The following is a 17593-nucleotide window of genomic DNA, read 5'->3' as shown; positions in this document are numbered from 1 at the left end:
TCCCGTGAGGCTAAGAAGGAAGTAGATAGTGATTTGGACTAGGTGCGCCTAGGTGAACACTATCGTTTTGACGAAGTCGATAACATTCCTCCTACCTGATTGCGGGTAGGAGTTTTTTTATTGCAAACATTTAAGGAGGAGACAGGATGTATAAAAAAGAAGTTGTAGATGAGGTAACAATGAAGCGAGCATTGACTCGAATTACGTATGAGATCATCGAACGGAATAAAGGGGTTCAGGACATTGTTTTGATTGGGATAAAGACCCGCGGAATTTTTATCGCTCAACGAATTGCCGAGCGTCTGAAACAATTGGAGCACATCGACGTGCCGGTTGGAGAGCTGGATATCACCTTATACCGCGATGACGTGAAGGTATCAGAAGCAGAACCGGAACTACATTCTTCAGACATTCCTTTCTCGATTGAGGGCAAAGAAGTGATCTTAGTCGACGACGTATTGTTCACCGGCAGAACGATCCGCGCAGCTCTGGATGCTGTGATCGACTTGGGACGGCCAAATCGTATTTCATTAGCAGTGTTAGTCGACCGCGGGCATCGTGAATTACCAATCCGCGCAGATTATGTAGGGAAAAATATTCCAACTGCCCTAACTGAAGAAATTGTCGTTGAAATGGAAGAAAACGATGGACAAGATCGCATCTTGATCCAAAAGGAAGAAAAATAAAAATTACTGTTTAGATACTAGAAAGAGGAAGTTCCATGGAAGAGTTTCACAATGATGACGTTGTTTTAGATATTCACGACCGCCCAAGTGCAGGGCACTGGATAGGCTTAAGTATTCAACATTTATTTACGATGTTTGGCGCGACAGTCTTAGTACCGATCTTAGTGGGCATCAACCCCAGTATCGCGTTGGTCAGTTCTGGACTAGGGACCATCGTCTATCTGACGGTAACTAAAGGAAAAATTCCTGCTTACCTTGGCAGCAGCTTCGCGTTTATCGCGGCGATGAAATTACTGATGAAAAGTGACGGCTATCCGGCAGTCGCGCAGGGGGCTTTGACCTGCGGCCTGGTCTATCTGATCGTTTCCTTCATTATTCGAAAAATCGGCTCCGGCTGGCTGGATAAGATTTTACCGCCGATCGTAGTCGGACCAGTCGTAATGGTCATCGGTCTAGGCTTAGCCAGCAATGCAGCTCAAAATGCGATGTATAACAACGGTGTTTACAGCTTCAAATATGTTTTAGTAGCGCTGATCACCTTGGGTCTGACGATATTCTTCAACATGTTTTTCACCGGCTTCTTAGGCCTGATCCCGATCCTATTAGGAATCGTGGGCGGGTATGTCACAGCAATGATTTTTGGCATCATCGACTATCAACCGATCATCGATGCAAAATGGTTGGCGATGCCAGCTTTCAGTGTGCCTTTTGTCAGCTACCAGCCAAAGCTGTATATCAATGCAATAACGACCATGGCACCCATTGCTTTTGTCACAATGACTGAACACATTGGACACTTGATGGTACTGAATAAATTAACGAAACGCAATTTCTTCGACGATCCAGGTCTGGATCGCACATTGATGGGTGACGGTCTCGCTCAAATCGTCGCAGGTTTCGTCGGCGGACCTCCAGTAACAAGTTATGGTGAGAACATCGGCGTACTTGCGATCACACGTGTGCATAGCGTATTCGTTATCGGTGGTGCAGCGATCTTTGCAGTCTTGCTAGGCTTTGTCGGGAAATTGAGCGCATTGATTTTAAGTATTCCGGGACCAGTCATCTCAGGAATCAGCTTTATCTTATTCGGAGTAATCGCAGCCAGCGGATTGAAGATTTTAATCGAAAACAAGATTGACTTTGACCGCAAAAAGAATTTATTAATCGCGTCAACGATTTTAGTTATCGGTATCGGCGGCCTAGTTTTTGAGGCAGGAACCTTCACCTTGTCAGCGATGGCTTTAGCAACCGTCTTAGGAATCATTTTAAATCTGATTTTACCGGATCAAGCACGCAGCGAAAAATAAAAGTGAATGTAAGCAATGATAGTTAAATGAAAAGTAAACTCATTTTTGTCAAAAAATGACGACATTTGAAAGAACGAGGAGGAATTTTCATGATCATCCAGTCTGAGGAAATCAGCCTAAAACATTTGTTGACGGTGGAGGCTTTAACCGATCAAGAAGTCATGGGACTGATTCGCCGTGCGCAGCAATTCAAACAAGGTGCGCGATGGACGCCGCATAAGGACCAATACTTTGTTTCCAATCTTTTCTTTGAAAATAGTACACGGACCCATAAAAGCTTTGAAGTCGCTGAAAAAAAACTTGGACTAGATGTGATTGATTTTGACGCCAAAACGAGCTCTGTCCAAAAGGGCGAGACTTTATACGACACTGTTCTGACTATGTCGGCCTTAGGTGTAGATGTCGCAGTTATCCGCCACGGGGATGAGAACTACTATGATGAATTGATCCAAAGCAAGACTATCCAATGCTCGATCGTCAACGGCGGTGATGGCAGCGGTCAGCATCCAACACAATGTTTGCTGGATCTAATGACGATTTATCAAGAATTTGGCCGCTTTTCCGGTTTAAAGGTCGCTATTGTCGGGGATATTACTCATTCCCGTGTAGCAAAGTCCAACATGCAAATGCTAAAACGACTTGGCGCAGAAGTGTTTTTCTCTGGTCCGGAAGAATGGTATGACGAAAGCTTTGATGTATACGGCACTTACCGCCCATTGGATGAACTTGTACCAGAAGTTGATGTCATGATGCTTTTACGCGTACAGCACGAACGGCACGATGGTCAAGAAAGTTTTTCAAAGGAAGAATATCACCAGAAATACGGCTTAACGATCGAACGTGGAACGCAATTGAAAAAACGAGCGATCATCATGCATCCGGCACCGGTGAATCGCGATGTTGAAATCGCAGACAGTTTAGTTGAAAGCTTACAGTCACGCATCGTTCCGCAAATGACAAATGGTGTCTATATTCGGATGGCTATTTTGGAAGCAGTACTTAGAGGAAAATCGTAAAGGGGCAGATAAAATGAAAACATTAATTAAAAATGGAAAGATCGTAACAAAAGACAATCAAACAATCACGTGCGACCTTTGGCTGGAAGAGGGCATCATCGCCGGTATTGGCAAAGATTTCTCAGACATTACGTTTGATCAAGAGTACGACGCAAACAATCAATTAGTCACACCAGGTTTAGTTGATGTTCATGTTCATTTACGAGAACCAGGCTTTACCTACAAAGAAACCATCAAAGATGGATCGAAGGCGGCAGCTCGCGGCGGCTACACAACTGTCTGTGCCATGCCAAACCTTGATCCTGTCCCAGATACAGTCGAAAAGTTCAATGACGTCAAAGCGATCATTGAAAAAGACGCGGTAGTCAAGGTGCATCAATACGCGCCGATCACGGAAGAGCTTCGCAGCGAGACCTTAACTGATCAAAAAGGCTTGAAGGCCGCTGGCGCCTTCGCCTTTACCAACGACGGAGTAGGGGTGCAAACAGCTGGCACGATGTACTTAGCAATGAAGGAAGCCGCAGAAAACAATATGGCGCTAGTTGCTCATACGGAGGATGAATCCTTATTATTCGGCGGTGTCATGCACAAAGGAGTAATCAGTGAAAAATTGGACCTTCCGGGAATTCTAAGCGCCACCGAATCCTCACAAATTGCTAGAGATTTGATCTTAGCTGAGGAAACTGGTGTGCACTACCATGTGTGCCACGTATCGACAAAAGAAAGTGTTCGAGTAATTCGCGATGCAAAGAAAGCCGGAGTCCATGTTACGGCGGAGGTTTCGCCTCATCACTTGATCTTGATCGATGAGAATATCCCAGAGGACCATGGCTACTGGAAGATGAATCCGCCATTACGCGGAGTAGAAGATCGCGAAGCGTTGATTGATGGCCTGCTTGACGGCACGATCGATTGTATCGCCACTGACCATGCACCGCATGGCTTTGAGGAAAAGAACCAAAGCTTCTTGAAATCACCATTCGGGATCGTCGGCAGCGAGACAGCTTTCCAATTGATTTATACGCACTTTGTTGAAACAGGACGCTTTACATTAGAACAAGTGATCGATTGGATGGCCGTTAAGCCAGCGGAAATCTTTGGATTGACGGTTGGAACCTTAACCATTGGTCAGCCGGCGGACATCGCGGTATTTGATCTAAGTCACGAAGAAAAAATCGATGACAAAAAATTTGCATCACTAGGAGTGAACACACCTTTTACTGGCTGGCCAGTCAAGGGTGGCACACTGATGACCTTCGTGGATGGTCAGTTGGTATACAACAAGGAGGACTAAGACGTTGAAAAGACTTTTAATTTTAGAAGATGGCACAGTATTTGAAGGTGAAGGATTCGGCGCAGAAGCAACTGTTGTCGGTGAGGTCGTCTTCACAACTAGTATGACGGGCTATCAAGAAACAATCACCGACCAAAGTTTCAATGGGCAGATCATTACATTCACTTATCCAATGGTAGGAAATTACGGCGTGAACCGTGATGATTACGAATCGATCGCACCAACCTGCAAGGGCGTGATTGTAAAAGAGCATGCGCGATTAGCCAGCAACTGGCGGAACCAAATGACACTAGATGAATTTTTGAAACGCAAAGGGATTCCCGGCATCGCAGGAATCGATACACGAGCATTAACTAAAAAATTGCGCAGCGTTGGAACTATGAAAGGCAGCATCGTTGATCCGGCCGATCAGTTTGAACACTCGTTTGATCAACTAAAAGCAACAGTCTTACCAACCAATCAAGTCGCTCAGGTTTCTACAGTCACTCCTTATCCAAGTCCTGGTGTGGGACGCAATGTAGTGGTCATCGACTTTGGCTTGAAGCATAGTATTTTACGTGAATTGTCTCGCCGCGAATGCAACTTGACGGTGATGCCGTATAACACCGACGCTCAAACGATCCTGGATCTTTGTCCCGACGGAGTAATGCTGACAAATGGCCCTGGTGACCCGAAGGACGTACCAGAAGCAATCGAAATGATCAAACAGATTCAAGGAAAAGTGCCGATTTTTGGCATCTGCCTTGGACACCAATTGTTCTCATTAGCTAATGGCGCGGATACCTACAAAATGAAATTCGGTCATCGCGGATTGAACCATCCAGTACGTGAGATCGCTACTGGACGAATCGACTTCACATCACAGAATCATGGCTTTGCAGTGGATGAAAAAACAATCGACCCAGATCAATTGATGGTCACTCATGTAGAGGTGAATGACGGCACGATCGAAGGCGTCCGCCATCGTAATTATCCAGCGTTCAGCGTTCAGTATCATCCCGATGCTGCGCCGGGCCCGCATGATGGCGTACATTTGTTTGATGAATTTATGGAAATGATGGATGCATGGAAGGAGCAAGCATAAATGCCAAAACGTACAGATATTAAAAAGATCATGGTGATCGGTTCTGGACCAATCGTGATCGGACAAGCCGCGGAATTTGATTACGCCGGCACACAAGCTTGCTTAGCGTTGAAAGAAGAAGGGTATGAAGTTGTCCTCGTGAACTCAAACCCAGCGACAATCATGACTGATCAGGAAATCGCGGATACTGTTTATATCGAGCCAATCACCCTTGAATTTGTTTCTCGCATCTTGCGCAAAGAGCTGCCAGATGCGATCCTGCCGACACTTGGCGGACAAACGGGTTTGAACATGGCGATGGAATTAGCCGATTCAGGCATTTTAGATGAGCTGAAGATTGAATTGCTGGGAACGAAATTGTCAGCGATTGACCAAGCGGAAGACCGTGATCTGTTCAAACAGCTGATGGAAGAATTGAACCAGCCGATCCCTGAATCTGAGATCGTCAATACAGTGGAAGAGGCTGTCGCTTTTGCCAACACAATCGGTTATCCGATCATTGTGCGCCCGGCCTTTACCTTAGGCGGAACCGGCGGCGGAATGTGCGACAACGAAGAAGAGCTTCGCACAGTCGCTGAAAACGGCCTGAAGCTGTCGCCTGCTACACAATGTTTGATTGAAAAATCAATCGCCGGCTTCAAGGAAATCGAATACGAAGTGATGCGCGACTCAGCCGACAACGCGATCGTTGTATGTAACATGGAAAACTTCGATCCAGTCGGTATCCATACTGGAGATTCGATCGTTTTCGCTCCAAGTCAAACACTATCTGATTATGAATATCAAATGCTGCGGGATGCATCCTTATCAATTATTCGCGCATTAAAAATCGAAGGCGGCTGTAATGTTCAGCTGGCTCTTGACCCACATAGCTTCAACTACTATGTGATTGAGGTGAATCCGCGAGTTTCTCGCTCATCAGCCTTAGCAAGTAAAGCGACCGGTTATCCAATCGCTAAATTAGCCGCTAAAATCGCGGTGGGTCTAACGTTGGATGAAATGAAGAATCCGGTAACTGAAACGACTTATGCTGAGTTCGAACCGGCTTTAGACTATGTTGTTGCGAAGATTCCACGCTGGCCGTTCGATAAATTTGAAAGCGGCGAACGGGTGCTTGGCACGCAGATGAAGGCCACTGGCGAAGTCATGGCGATCGGACGAAACATTGAAGAATCCTTGTTGAAAGCCGTTCGTTCCTTAGAAATCGGAACATATCATGCAGAGCTTCCTGAATTAAGCGAAGTCACCGATGATGAACTTACAGAAAAAATGGTCAAGGCACAGGATGATCGCTTGTTCTATCTAACTGAAGCGATCCGCCGCGATTATTCGATCGAGGAAATCAATGAACTGACAAAAGTCGATCTGTTTTTCTTAGATAAATTGCTGCACGTCGTTGAATTGGAAAACGCATTGGCACAGAATAAAAAAGACATTGATCTACTGAAACAGGCGAAGCAAAACGGCTTCGCCGATGTGAAGATCGCGCAGCTGTGGGAAATGACTGCTAATGAGGTTCGGGAATTCCGTACGGCTGAAAAGATCGTGCCAGTTTATAAAATGGTGGATACTTGTGCAGCGGAGTTTGAATCACAAACCCCCTACTTCTACAGCACCTATGAGTTTGAAAACGAGAGTGTACGCTCCGCTAAGGAATCTGTCCTTGTCTTAGGTTCAGGACCAATTCGGATCGGGCAAGGTGTGGAGTTTGATTACGCGACAGTTCACTCAGTAAAAGCGATCCAAGCGGCCGGTTATGAAGCAATCATCATGAACAGCAATCCAGAAACGGTCTCAACTGACTTCTCCGTCTCAGATAAGCTGTACTTCGAACCGTTGACTCTAGAAGATGTCATGAATGTCGTTGAGTTAGAGCAACCAATCGGCGTGATCGTTCAATTCGGCGGACAAACCGCGATTAATTTAGCGGAACCTCTGGTAAACAACGGAGTGAAAATTTTAGGTACAACGATCGAAGATTTGGACCGCGCAGAAGATCGTGATCAATTCGAGCAAGTACTCCAAAGCCTGTCGATCCCGCAACCGCCGGGTGATACAGCAACAAGCGCCGAAGAAGCGGTTAAGATCGCTGAAAGAATCGGCTATCCAGTCTTGGTACGTCCAAGCTACGTTTTAGGCGGCCGAGCAATGGAGATCGTTGAGAACCAATCAGACTTAGAGGATTACATGGCAAATGCCGTAAAAGCTTCGCCAGAACATCCTGTTCTAGTCGATCGCTACCTGATCGGTAAAGAATGTGAGGTAGATGCAATCTGTGATGGCGAAACAGTCCTGATACCAGGAATCATGGAGCATATCGAACGCGCCGGGGTTCACTCAGGAGATTCAATGGCGGTTTATCCGCCACAAACCTTCTCAGAGGAGCTGAAGGCAACGATCGAGGAGTATACGCGCCGACTTGCTCACGGAATGAATTGTATTGGTATGATGAACATCCAGTTCGTCATCCATAACGACGAAGTCTTCGTGATCGAAGTGAATCCGCGGGCCAGCCGTACAGTTCCATTCTTGAGTAAAATCACCAATATTCCCATGGCACAGATCGCGACTAAAGCGATTCTTGGTCAAAGCTTGAAAGAGCTGGGCTACCAAGATGGGCTGTATCCTGAAAGCAGCATGGTCCATGTTAAAGCACCCGTCTTCAGCTTTACAAAACTGCAAAAGGTCGATACCTACTTAGGGCCTGAAATGAAATCGACTGGTGAAGTAATGGGAACCGATCGCAGCCTAGCCAAAGCACTATATAAGGCTTTCGCGGCATCTGGTCTGCATTTGCCTGATTTCGGCGCAGTCCTGTTCACTGTCGCAGACGAGAACAAAGATGAAGCTCTGGCCTTAGCCAAACGCTTCAAGGATGTCGGCTATAGCCTGATCGCAACCGCCGGAACAGCTAAATTCTTAGAAGAAAACGGCTTGAACGCGAAAACAATCGCGAAAATTTCCGAGTCAGACGATAATAACGTGATCGATTTAATTCGCAGCGGCGAAGCACAAGTCGTAATCAACACGATGGACAAAAATCGACAAAACTCGTCAGAAGACGGCTTTATTATCCGCCGGGAAGCAGTTGAGCATGGGGTGCCGTTGTTCACATCTTTAGATACAGCCGATGCCATCTTACGAGTAATGGAATCACGGGCATTTTCAATCCAAGAAATTTAATTTTTGCAGAGTGGAGCATGCTTCACTCTGTCGATGTATAGGGAGGCCGTTATGAAGCAGGAAATGATGACGATCGTTCGTCAAAGAGAGTTAGCACCGAGAATCTATGAGCTGGTTTTAGCTGGCGAATTAGTCAAAGAAATGACGATGCCGGGACAATTTTTGCATATCCGAGTGCCAAGAAGTGACTTATTATTGCGGCGCCCGATCAGTATCAATCAATACGATCCAGCAGAAGGAACCTGCACCATCATCTATCGAATCGAAGGAGATGGAACAAAGTATTTTGCGGAAATGTCGACTGGAGATCAGCTAGATGTCATGGGGCCATTAGGTCACGGTTTTGAGATCGAGGGATTGTCCACCGGTGATACTGCCTTTATCGTTGGCGGAGGAATCGGTGTACCGCCTTTGTATCAGCTTTCCAAAGAGTTGAAAGCAAAAGGAGTGAAGGTGATTCATTTTCTTGGCTTTGGTTCACAGGAAGTGGTCTATTATGCTGATGAGTTTCAGGCATTAGGTGAAACACGCTTTTCAACAGATGACGGAACCTACGGAATTCAAGGAAATGTCGGTAATTTATTGATGGCGGCGTCCGAACAGCCTGACGCAGTCTTTGCCTGCGGAAATAACGGTCTATTAAAAACCGTGGAGCAATTATACACTGAAGTAGACAATGTTCAGCTTTCGCTGGAATCCCGTATGGCTTGCGGGATGGGGGCTTGTTATGCCTGTGTCTGCCATGTACCTGAGGATGAAAACAAAAGTGTCAAAGTATGTGAAGACGGGCCCGTTTTCCAAGCAGGGGAGGTCATTTTTTAATGAGTATCACAGTCAAATTACCTGGTTTAGACTTAAAAAATCCGATCATGCCGGCAAGCGGCTGCTTCGGATTCGGTAAAGAATACGCGGATTATTATGATTTGAATCAATTAGGCGCCATTATGATCAAGGCGACAACGCCAAAAGAACGGTATGGCAATGCGACGCCGCGAGTAGCAGAAACACCCAGCGGCATGCTGAACGCGATCGGACTGCAAAATCCCGGCATGGAGGTAGTATTGACAGACATTTTGCCAAGCCTGGAAAAATATCAAGAGCTGCCGATCATCGCTAATGTAGCAGGGGCATGCGAGGAAGACTATGTCGAGGTCTGCGGCAAAATCGGCGACGCGCCCAATGTCAAAGCCATCGAATTGAATATCTCATGTCCTAATGTAAAACACGGCGGAATCGCTTTTGGAACAGATCCTGAAGTTGCTTATCGTCTAACAAAAGCAGTCAAAGAGGTTGCAAATGTGCCGGTATATGTCAAGCTAAGTCCAAATGTCACAGATATCGTGCCCATCGCTAAAGCAATTGAAAAAGGTGGTGCAGACGGCTTTACAATGATCAATACCTTATTAGGCATGCGCATCGATTTGAAAACACGTCAGCCGATTTTGGCTAATCGGACAGGTGGATTATCTGGACCAGCTATCAAGCCAGTTGCAATCCGTTTAATCAATCAAGTCGCTGCTGTCAGTGAATTACCGATCATCGGCATGGGCGGAGTTCAAACGGTTGATGACGTGCTGGAAATGTTTATGGCAGGTGCCAGTGCAGTCGCAGTCGGAACGGCGAATTTCACCGATCCATATATTTGTCCTAAGCTGATTGAAGAGCTGCCAATTCGCATGGCAGAGTTAGGCATTGAATCTTTGGAACAATTACGCCAAGAAGTAAGAGCTGCCAATCCAATTTCCCGTGGTTAAAATGCTCGTCCTTTACTTAAACTGACTAAATCGAAAAAGGAGTCGTTCGAATGGAAAAACGACCAATTATCGCTTTTGACTTTGCTTCAAAGCAAGAGATCGAAAAATTTTTGACCCATTTCCCAATCAATGAGAAATTATTTGTGAAGATCGGAATGGAGCTCTTTTATCAAGAGGGCCCAGCGATCGTCAATTTTTTACGTGCACAAGGCCACGATATTTTCCTTGATTTAAAGCTGCACGATATCCCCAATACTGTTCAAAAAGCAATGCGTGGAATCGCCAAAATGGGGGTCAAGATCACAAACGTCCATGCAGCAGGTGGAGTAGAAATGATGCAAGCAGCTAAGCAGGGCTTGATTGAGGGCACACCTGAAAAGCAAGCCGTTCCTGAACTGATCGCCGTCACGCAATTAACGTCGACTAGCGAAGAACAAATGCAGGAAGATCAGCTGATCAAGGTCAGCCTGCAAGAAAGTGTGCTGCATTACGCACAATGCACAGAAAAAGCAGGATTAGACGGTGTTGTCTGTTCTGCTCATGAGGTGGAAAAAATCCATCAAGCAACGAGTACAGACTTTATCTGCCTGACACCAGGCATCCGTCCGCAGGGCGCCAGTGTCGGCGACCAAAAACGTGTGATGACACCCGCAAAAGCTCGTGAGATCGGATCAAATTATATCGTTGTCGGAAGACCCATCACACAAGCAGACGAGCCTTATCAAAGCTATTTACAAATCAAAAAAGAATGGAACGGTGAAGTATAAATGATCGCAGAACAAATCGCCAAAGATTTATTATCAATCGAAGCAGTTTCATTAAGTCCCGATGCGCCTTTTACTTGGGCCAGCGGATTAAAATCGCCAATTTATTGTGACAACCGCGTAACCATGAGCTATCCAGAAGTTCGCCGCGCGATCGCACAAGGTTTGGCAGCAAAAATCAAAGAAACATTCCCAAATGTTGAAGTCATTGCCGGAACTGCAACAGCAGGTATTCCACATGCTGCTTGGGTGGCAGAGATTCTAGATTTACCGATGGTTTATATTCGCAGCAAAGCCAAGGACCACGGTCGCGGCAACCAAATCGAAGGCCGAATCAAGGAAGGCCAAAAAATGGTCGTAATTGAAGATTTGATCTCAACTGGAGGCAGCGTGTTAGAAGCTGCTGCTGCCGCAAAAAGAGAAGGGGCCGATGTTTTAGGCGTTGCAGCAATCTTCACTTATGAATTGGCAAAAGGGAAGAATAATTTTGAAGCAGCCGATATGCCCCTTGCAACTTTGACTAATTATTCAACACTGATTGAAAGTGCCTTGCAGGAAAACTACATCAATCAGGAACAGCTTGATTTGCTAAAAAAATGGCGCAAAGATCCAGAGAACTGGTTAAGCTAAAGCCCACCTCTGTGTTTATTTAAATCGTTGAGTCGCATACGTGCGATTCAGCGATTTTTTTGTGTTAAAAAAATACGATAGGTATATTAGGAGCTGAAAAAGCAGTTTAATGGTATATTATTTTCAGTAGTTTTTTGCATGAATTTCAAGCTTTATCGCTCACCGATAGCTAGCAAAAACAATTGATTAATAGGAATAAGAGGGTATCCATTATGTATGAAAAATTTCTAAACAACACCCGCCTGCGACGCTTCACTGTCCTTGCATTAGTAATCTTTGTTCTATTTTTAGTGAGAGATTTTATGACACCGATCTTACTGACCTTTATTTTTACATTGATCTCAGTTAAGATCGTCAAATTTATCCAGCGTTATCTCAAAGCACCGACTTTTTTGATTGCGACGATTCTTTATCTGTTGGAGCTGTGGCTGCTGTATCTTCTGGTCTCCAGATATTCAACGATTCTGATCGATCAAGTGACTTCAACGTACAATTCTATCGTTCATTTTTATCAGCATAAAAAGTTCGGTTCAGACGTGGTGACGAATTTCATTTCCAATTATTTTAAAAATCATAATTGGCAGGACAAGGTAGAAAGCGGGGCTGGCATCCTCTTGGAACAGCTGCAAAATGTTGGCCGCTTGGCTATTTCCTTTATCATGTCCTTTATTCTGAGTTTTTTCTTTATGGTGGAAAAAGAGAAGACCATTCTCTTTTCAAGAAACTTCCTGAGCAGCGAGTATGCTTGGTTTTTCCAAGATATCTATTATTTTGCCAAGGTTTTCGTTGAGACCTTTGGTGTGGTGGTAGAGGTACAGCTGTTGATCGCGATCGTAAATACAGTGATCACAACAGTTGGACTGGGGCTGATTGGCTTCACGCAATTGCCGACATTAGCGATTATGATTTTCTTCTTAAGTTTAATACCTGTAGCCGGAGTGATTTTTTCTTGTATCCCGTTGACTCTGATTGCTTATTCAACAGGAGGGATTCAGACTGTCATTTACGTATTGATTTTGATTGTGGTCGTTCATTGTGTCGAAGCTTACATCTTGAATCCAAAGTTTATGTCGAGCCGGACCAAGCTGCCGATCTTTTATACTTTCGTTATTTTATTAGTTAGTGAAAAATTCCTCGGTGTCTGGGGATTGATCGTCGGTATTCCCATTTTCAACTTCTTCTTAGAAATCTTAGGAGTTAAAATCCGTACGAAATTGACGAAAGACTAATTCAACGAAAAAATGGAGCAGCCATACTAGGCTGTTCCATTTTTTCGTAATTGCTCAATCACCGATTCTTCTGGTGTCACAAACAATGTTTTCTGATTCTCATAAATCACAAATCCAGGCTTAGCACCGTTAGGCTTATGAACATGCTTGACCGCTACATAATCCACCGGAACTTGCGCCGATTGTCGAAATTTCGAGAAGTAGGCAGCTAGCTCAGCTGCTTCTAATAACGTTTCCTCGCTAGGATCATCGCTTTTTACAATGACGTGGGAGCCGGGGATATTCTTCGCATGAAGCCAAATGTCCGTCTTGCGTGCTTGCTTCAGGGTCAACTGGTCATTTTGCAAGTTATTTTTACCGACTAGGATCGTTGTTCCGTCACTGGCGATAAAGCGCTCGGGCTTGGAAGGCGCATGATTTCGATTCTTCTTGCTGCGTTTTTTCTTCAAGTAGCCGCTGGCGACCAGCTCTTCCTTGATAACCTCGATATCCATCGGACCCGCAATCTCTAACTGGGCAAGAACAGATTCGAGATAAGCAATTTCATCCTTTGCTTCTGCGATTTGATCATAGACCAATTTGACTGCATTTTTCAGCTTCTGATACTTTTGAAAGTATTTTTGTGCATTTTGATTAGGTGTCAACGCTGGATTCAACTTGATTGTGATCGGGGCATTGTCTTCATAATAATTTTGCAGCTCCACACGATCGACGCCGCGCGGGACTTGAGCCATAAATGTCGTCAGCAATTCACCATCGCGTCGATATTCTTCGGCATTTTCAGAATCCTGCAAGGTTTTTTGTCGCTTCGCAAGCTTGGTTTGATTCCGCTTGATTTCATTTTCTACCTTGCGAATCAATTCATTTCCCAGCTGTTTAACCCGATCCTTTTCGGCTTTTTCACCATAAAAAGCATCAAGTAACGCACTTAAGCTATCATACGTTTCGGTCTTATCAAGAGTCTCGAAAGGAACCGGAGTAAAGAATTCTTTGTTATTTTTTGTTCCCAAGGTGGGGGCCAGCTCTTCCTGAATACTTGCCCAAAAGCTATCCCAAACAGCCATTTTCTCATTTGGTCTTTTGGAAAAACGGAAGGCCAGTTCCTCTGCCGTATCTCGTCCCAAGCCTTGGAAATTTTGCTGCAGATACCGACCATCAAGTGTTTCAGCAGTGGAAAGAAGCGTAAATACCTGCTCCTTTGTCGCATGGAATGGATTCACCTGCTCTTGCTTTGGCGGCTCGATGTATTCGCTGCCTGGCAGGATCGATCGATAAGTGTTTTGCGAGTGGCCGATATGCTTGATGGCATCTAAAATCTTTCCAGTTTGCTTATTCAGCAAGACGATTGTTGAATGCCGTCCCATCAGCTCCACGATCAGAACAATATTTTGCAGATCGCCCAGTTCATCCCGCTTGCTGAAGGTAAAATGAACCACCCGATCGTTTTCCACCTGATGGATATTTTCTAATATCGCGCCTTCAAGATGCTTACGCAACATCATCACGAAATTTGGCGGATTATCAGGATTGGTATAAGCAATCTCTGTCAGCTGGATACGAGCATAGCTAGGATGCGCCGAAAGCAGCAGGCGTTGATTCTTTCCTCGAGCACGTATAACCAGTACGACTTCATTTTCATAAGGCTGATGTATCTTAGATATTCTTCCGGAAACGAGCTGATCCTTCAATTCTCGTACCATTGCATGGGTAAAAACTCCGTCAAAGGACATGTTTTATCCCTCATTTCTATTCATAATACGTCTATTATAAACAAAAAAGCTCCAATGACCAAATAAGTCATTGGAGAAGCAGGTCATCTGTTAAACACTAATCGATTCCTTAAAACTATGCAGCTCATCAAGCAGCTGAAGCAGCAGCTGTTCGGCTTCATTCGGCAATCGATCGTAGCCGCCTTGATAGGTTTTGCGCGATTGGACAAAGGCAAGCCTTGTCTCAAGTCGCGTCATCAGGTGAAGCAGGTAATGATGGCTGTTGAAATCCGGCTCGTGTTTTTTAACCGGCAGATAGCTAATCTTCTTCAGCGGACCAAAAGGCTTGAATTTCGCCGTTCCGTCAACGATTTTTTCAATACTGCTGAGGGTTTCATCCGGTGTGACCTTGCGTCCCTTGAAATCACCGGTATTTAAAATGAAGCAGGCTGTTTTTTGTTTTTGGAACAAGTCTTTGAAGTCTTGATAATCCTCCTGCAGCGGATAGCAGCGGAAGGGGTTGGCAAAGGGCTCGATAACTAATTGATCGGTCACCTCACCAACAACATTCTCCGCAGTCGATCGCTTCGTCGCCAACGTCGCACCAAAAACAGCAGCAAGGGAAGGATCCTCAATTTTGATCAATGGCGGCAGGCTGTCATCCTTCATGATCCAAAAAAGGCCATCAACTTTTTCATCAATATGATCGACGCGATTCGGTGTAGCGTAACGACTCTTAATGCTCCGGCCATTCCCGTTGCGGATATCCTCTGTAACCAAGACCTTCTTATTTTCCTCGTCCAAGGTCACCCCAACATTCTGTGCAGTCACAATATATTTTATCTCCTCACTGCTCATAGGGTAGTCTTGGGTTTTATCAAAATAGGCAGGCTCTAATGCTGTAGTTGAGCCTTTCTTTTTGGAAATAACAAACGCATCATCATGGAGAACGTGAACCTCTCCTTTATTTTTAGGCTTTGCTAGGGTGATCGTCGATTTTCCAGAGCCTGACAGACCAAATGCTGCCATCGTGTATTTTTTGTCCTCCAGCAAATATTGCTTCATCCCGCCATGGCACGCAATAAAGCCGTTACGATGTGCTGTGGCCCAAGCTAGGGTCAGTGTAGCCTTCTTCAATTCGCCAAAATAGCGCAGCCCTAAAATCCCGGCACAATTATGAAGCGGATCAATCACCACCACACCATCAGGAAAGTCAGGATGCTCCCAATCCGGGTCAGCAAAAATGAAGATATCGCCAGTATGGATCTCATCTGATTGCTGATAAAACAAGTGCTTCGCGTCACCGATTTGAAAGTTCAATAAATAAGAGTAGAGGTTGGGGCTGTAGTCTGCCGGTATCATCAAATGAGATTTGACAGTAAATTCTTCATCTAATCCCACAATGACTTCGCCGGAATAAAACTTTTTCGACCGAGCATTGAAAACAGCTTCTCTCAGCAGCTCACTGTAAAAAGCGCTGTCGATCCCTTGCTGACCAATAATACGCCGCGCTGCCGCTGTTCGGCCGACGATTTTCCCATCATTCGTCACTAGGACCTTCGCATCGGTGGGAAGCTGCAATCTGCTCGTATGCGCGACATCCAGATCGGTAGTGATCGTTCCAGGACTGGACTTCGCCAAGGCATAGGCATCCGTAAGATGGCGGATACGCGTGACGTTATTTCCATAAAATGCTGTTTCGATCACACTGCGAATACTGGAGAAAAGCCGATTACTTTTAGTGATTTCCTTACGTGAAAAATGTTCAATACTGCTCATCATAAAACCTCCTCAAAATAAGTTGTCATCATTATAATATCATTAAAAGAAAACGCTAACAATCAAATATAAAACACGCTGACTGGATGAGCTACGCAAATAAAACGAAATTTCTTCTTGCTGGTAGCGCTTTTAAGATAAAAATAATATAATGATAAGCAAGGAGGGATGATTATGGAGAGATATTTAGCAATCGTTAAAGAAAAAACACTTAATTTTTGGCAAAAATTCATAATTATTGTGTCGGAAAATGAACGTCGCTCCTTAATGATCGCTGCCAGTCTAGTTATCTTTGCGATCCTTTTTTCCGCTTCGGCAGCATTTGCTCAAAAGACGATCCGACAAGATCAATTAGATGAATTAGTCTTTGATTCTTTAAAATCAGACCATCTGATTCCTCTGAACTATCGGACCGTTGATCAAAAGATCAAAGAAACAAAGGCGATTTCGATCATGTTCAGCCAACCAAACGGGACGTCCTTTGATAATGTCATGACGATTCTAGACGATCCAAACCAGCAAACGATGCTGAACCGCAAATTTTATTATTATCCGATTGTTTATGACAGCGAGACGATCGCTCAAACCTATCAGCTTGATCCTCGCCAGGTCACGTTCATTTTCTTCCATAACGGCAAGGAAAAGAATCGCTTTGTTGTAGAAGGCTTGAAGGATTTGAACAATGAGTTCATTCCTGAGTTGAATCGCTTACCCATGTGGGACCTAAAAAAATAAAAATGAGAATTCGGATAAAATAAATGAGCTTTTTTTAATAAAAAGAGTTGACAGTCGATTTTTTTTCCGCTAAACTAACCTCAACATAAAAAAAAAGAAGGAGTGACATTCATGAAACAAGCAAACTTATCTAATCAATTAAATAGCTGGCAAAACTGGCGTAGATAAGTTGTATTTATGAATTCACTCATAGATACAACATTTAGGCAACTTCTAAATTTTGTATCTATGCTGGATATTTTTTCGTGCTTATTCCCGCATAGAGACCATCTATGCGGTTTTTGTTTTCTTTGAGACAACTACCGTTGCATTTTGGGTAGTTGTCTTTTTTTGCGAATTTCACTTCGTATACGCAGTGGGAAGTAAATTCATCAGAATGAGCCATTTTCAAAAAAACAAAAATTAAAAATCGGGGGAAATATT

General features: G+C 44.5%; 14 protein-coding genes. 12 read left to right on the top strand and 2 right to left on the bottom strand.

Annotation, left to right across the window (positions count from 1 at the left end; all coding sequences use genetic code 11):
- Nucleotides 1–146: 146 nt before the first annotated feature.
- The 11 genes from pyrR (at nt 147) to IGI67_RS03175 (ending at nt 12947) form a co-directional block, all read left to right on the top strand.
- Nucleotides 147–686 (top strand): bifunctional pyr operon transcriptional regulator/uracil phosphoribosyltransferase PyrR, encoded by a 540-nt coding sequence (gene pyrR, locus IGI67_RS03225; protein WP_207106481.1) that lies wholly within the window; start codon nt 147–149, stop codon nt 684–686.
- Between the two features lie 35 nt (nt 687–721).
- Nucleotides 722–1993, top strand: a complete 1272-nt coding sequence (locus IGI67_RS03220) for a solute carrier family 23 protein (RefSeq protein ID WP_429956732.1) — start codon at nt 722–724, stop codon at nt 1991–1993.
- Nucleotides 1994–2082: 89 nt separating this feature from the next.
- Nucleotides 2083–3009 carry an aspartate carbamoyltransferase catalytic subunit gene (locus IGI67_RS03215; protein WP_429956731.1) on the top strand — a complete coding sequence of 309 codons (927 nt, stop codon included), beginning with the start codon at nt 2083–2085 and terminating at the stop codon, nt 3007–3009.
- Between the two features lie 13 nt (nt 3010–3022).
- Nucleotides 3023–4303, top strand: coding sequence for a dihydroorotase (locus IGI67_RS03210; protein WP_429956730.1), 1281 nt, complete (start codon nt 3023–3025; stop codon nt 4301–4303).
- A 4-nt stretch (nt 4304–4307) separates the two neighbouring features.
- Nucleotides 4308–5387 (top strand): carbamoyl phosphate synthase small subunit, encoded by a 1080-nt coding sequence (locus tag IGI67_RS03205; RefSeq protein WP_207106477.1) that lies wholly within the window; start codon nt 4308–4310, stop codon nt 5385–5387.
- Nucleotides 5388–8570, top strand: coding sequence for a carbamoyl-phosphate synthase large subunit (carB, locus tag IGI67_RS03200; protein WP_429956729.1), 3183 nt, complete (start codon nt 5388–5390; stop codon nt 8568–8570).
- A gap of 33 nt (nt 8571–8603) precedes the next feature.
- Nucleotides 8604–9392, top strand: a complete 789-nt coding sequence (locus tag IGI67_RS03195) for a dihydroorotate dehydrogenase electron transfer subunit (protein ID WP_429958603.1) — start codon at nt 8604–8606, stop codon at nt 9390–9392.
- Nucleotides 9392–10324 (top strand): dihydroorotate dehydrogenase, encoded by a 933-nt coding sequence (locus IGI67_RS03190; RefSeq protein ID WP_207106475.1) that lies wholly within the window; start codon nt 9392–9394, stop codon nt 10322–10324. Before IGI67_RS03195 ends, IGI67_RS03190 begins: the two co-directional genes overlap by 1 nt.
- 50 nt (nt 10325–10374) lie before the next feature.
- On the top strand, nt 10375–11091 hold the full coding sequence (gene pyrF / locus IGI67_RS03185; protein WP_429956728.1) for an orotidine-5'-phosphate decarboxylase: 717 nt from the start codon (nt 10375–10377) through the stop codon (nt 11089–11091).
- Nucleotides 11092–11718, top strand: coding sequence for an orotate phosphoribosyltransferase (pyrE, locus tag IGI67_RS03180; RefSeq protein WP_429956727.1), 627 nt, complete (start codon nt 11092–11094; stop codon nt 11716–11718).
- A gap of 212 nt (nt 11719–11930) precedes the next feature.
- Nucleotides 11931–12947: an AI-2E family transporter gene (locus IGI67_RS03175; protein ID WP_429956726.1), complete on the top strand. Its 1017-nt coding sequence runs from the start codon at nt 11931–11933 to the stop codon at nt 12945–12947.
- A 26-nt stretch (nt 12948–12973) separates the two neighbouring features.
- Here the strand turns inward: IGI67_RS03175 and efbA are convergent, their stop codons facing one another.
- Nucleotides 12974–14677: a fibronectin-binding protein EfbA gene (gene efbA / locus IGI67_RS03170; RefSeq protein ID WP_429956725.1), complete on the bottom strand. Its 1704-nt coding sequence runs from the start codon at nt 14675–14677 to the stop codon at nt 12974–12976.
- Nucleotides 14678–14767: 90 nt separating this feature from the next.
- Nucleotides 14768–16435 carry a phosphoenolpyruvate carboxykinase (ATP) gene (locus tag IGI67_RS03165; RefSeq protein WP_429956724.1) on the bottom strand — a complete coding sequence of 556 codons (1668 nt, stop codon included), beginning with the start codon at nt 16433–16435 and terminating at the stop codon, nt 14768–14770.
- Between the two features lie 174 nt (nt 16436–16609).
- Here IGI67_RS03165 and IGI67_RS03160 point away from each other — a divergent pair, with 174 nt between their 5' ends.
- The gene (locus IGI67_RS03160) at nt 16610–17170 is read left to right on the top strand and encodes a hypothetical protein (protein WP_429956723.1); all 561 of its coding nucleotides are present in this window, start codon (nt 16610–16612) and stop codon (nt 17168–17170) included.
- Nucleotides 17171–17593 lie beyond the last annotated feature (423 nt).

The organism is Enterococcus sp. AZ196, assembly GCF_050498845.1.
Taxonomy (GTDB): Bacteria; Bacillota; Bacilli; order Lactobacillales; family Enterococcaceae; genus Enterococcus_A; species Enterococcus_A murrayae.
This window is presented reverse-complemented; position numbering and strand designations above follow the sequence as displayed.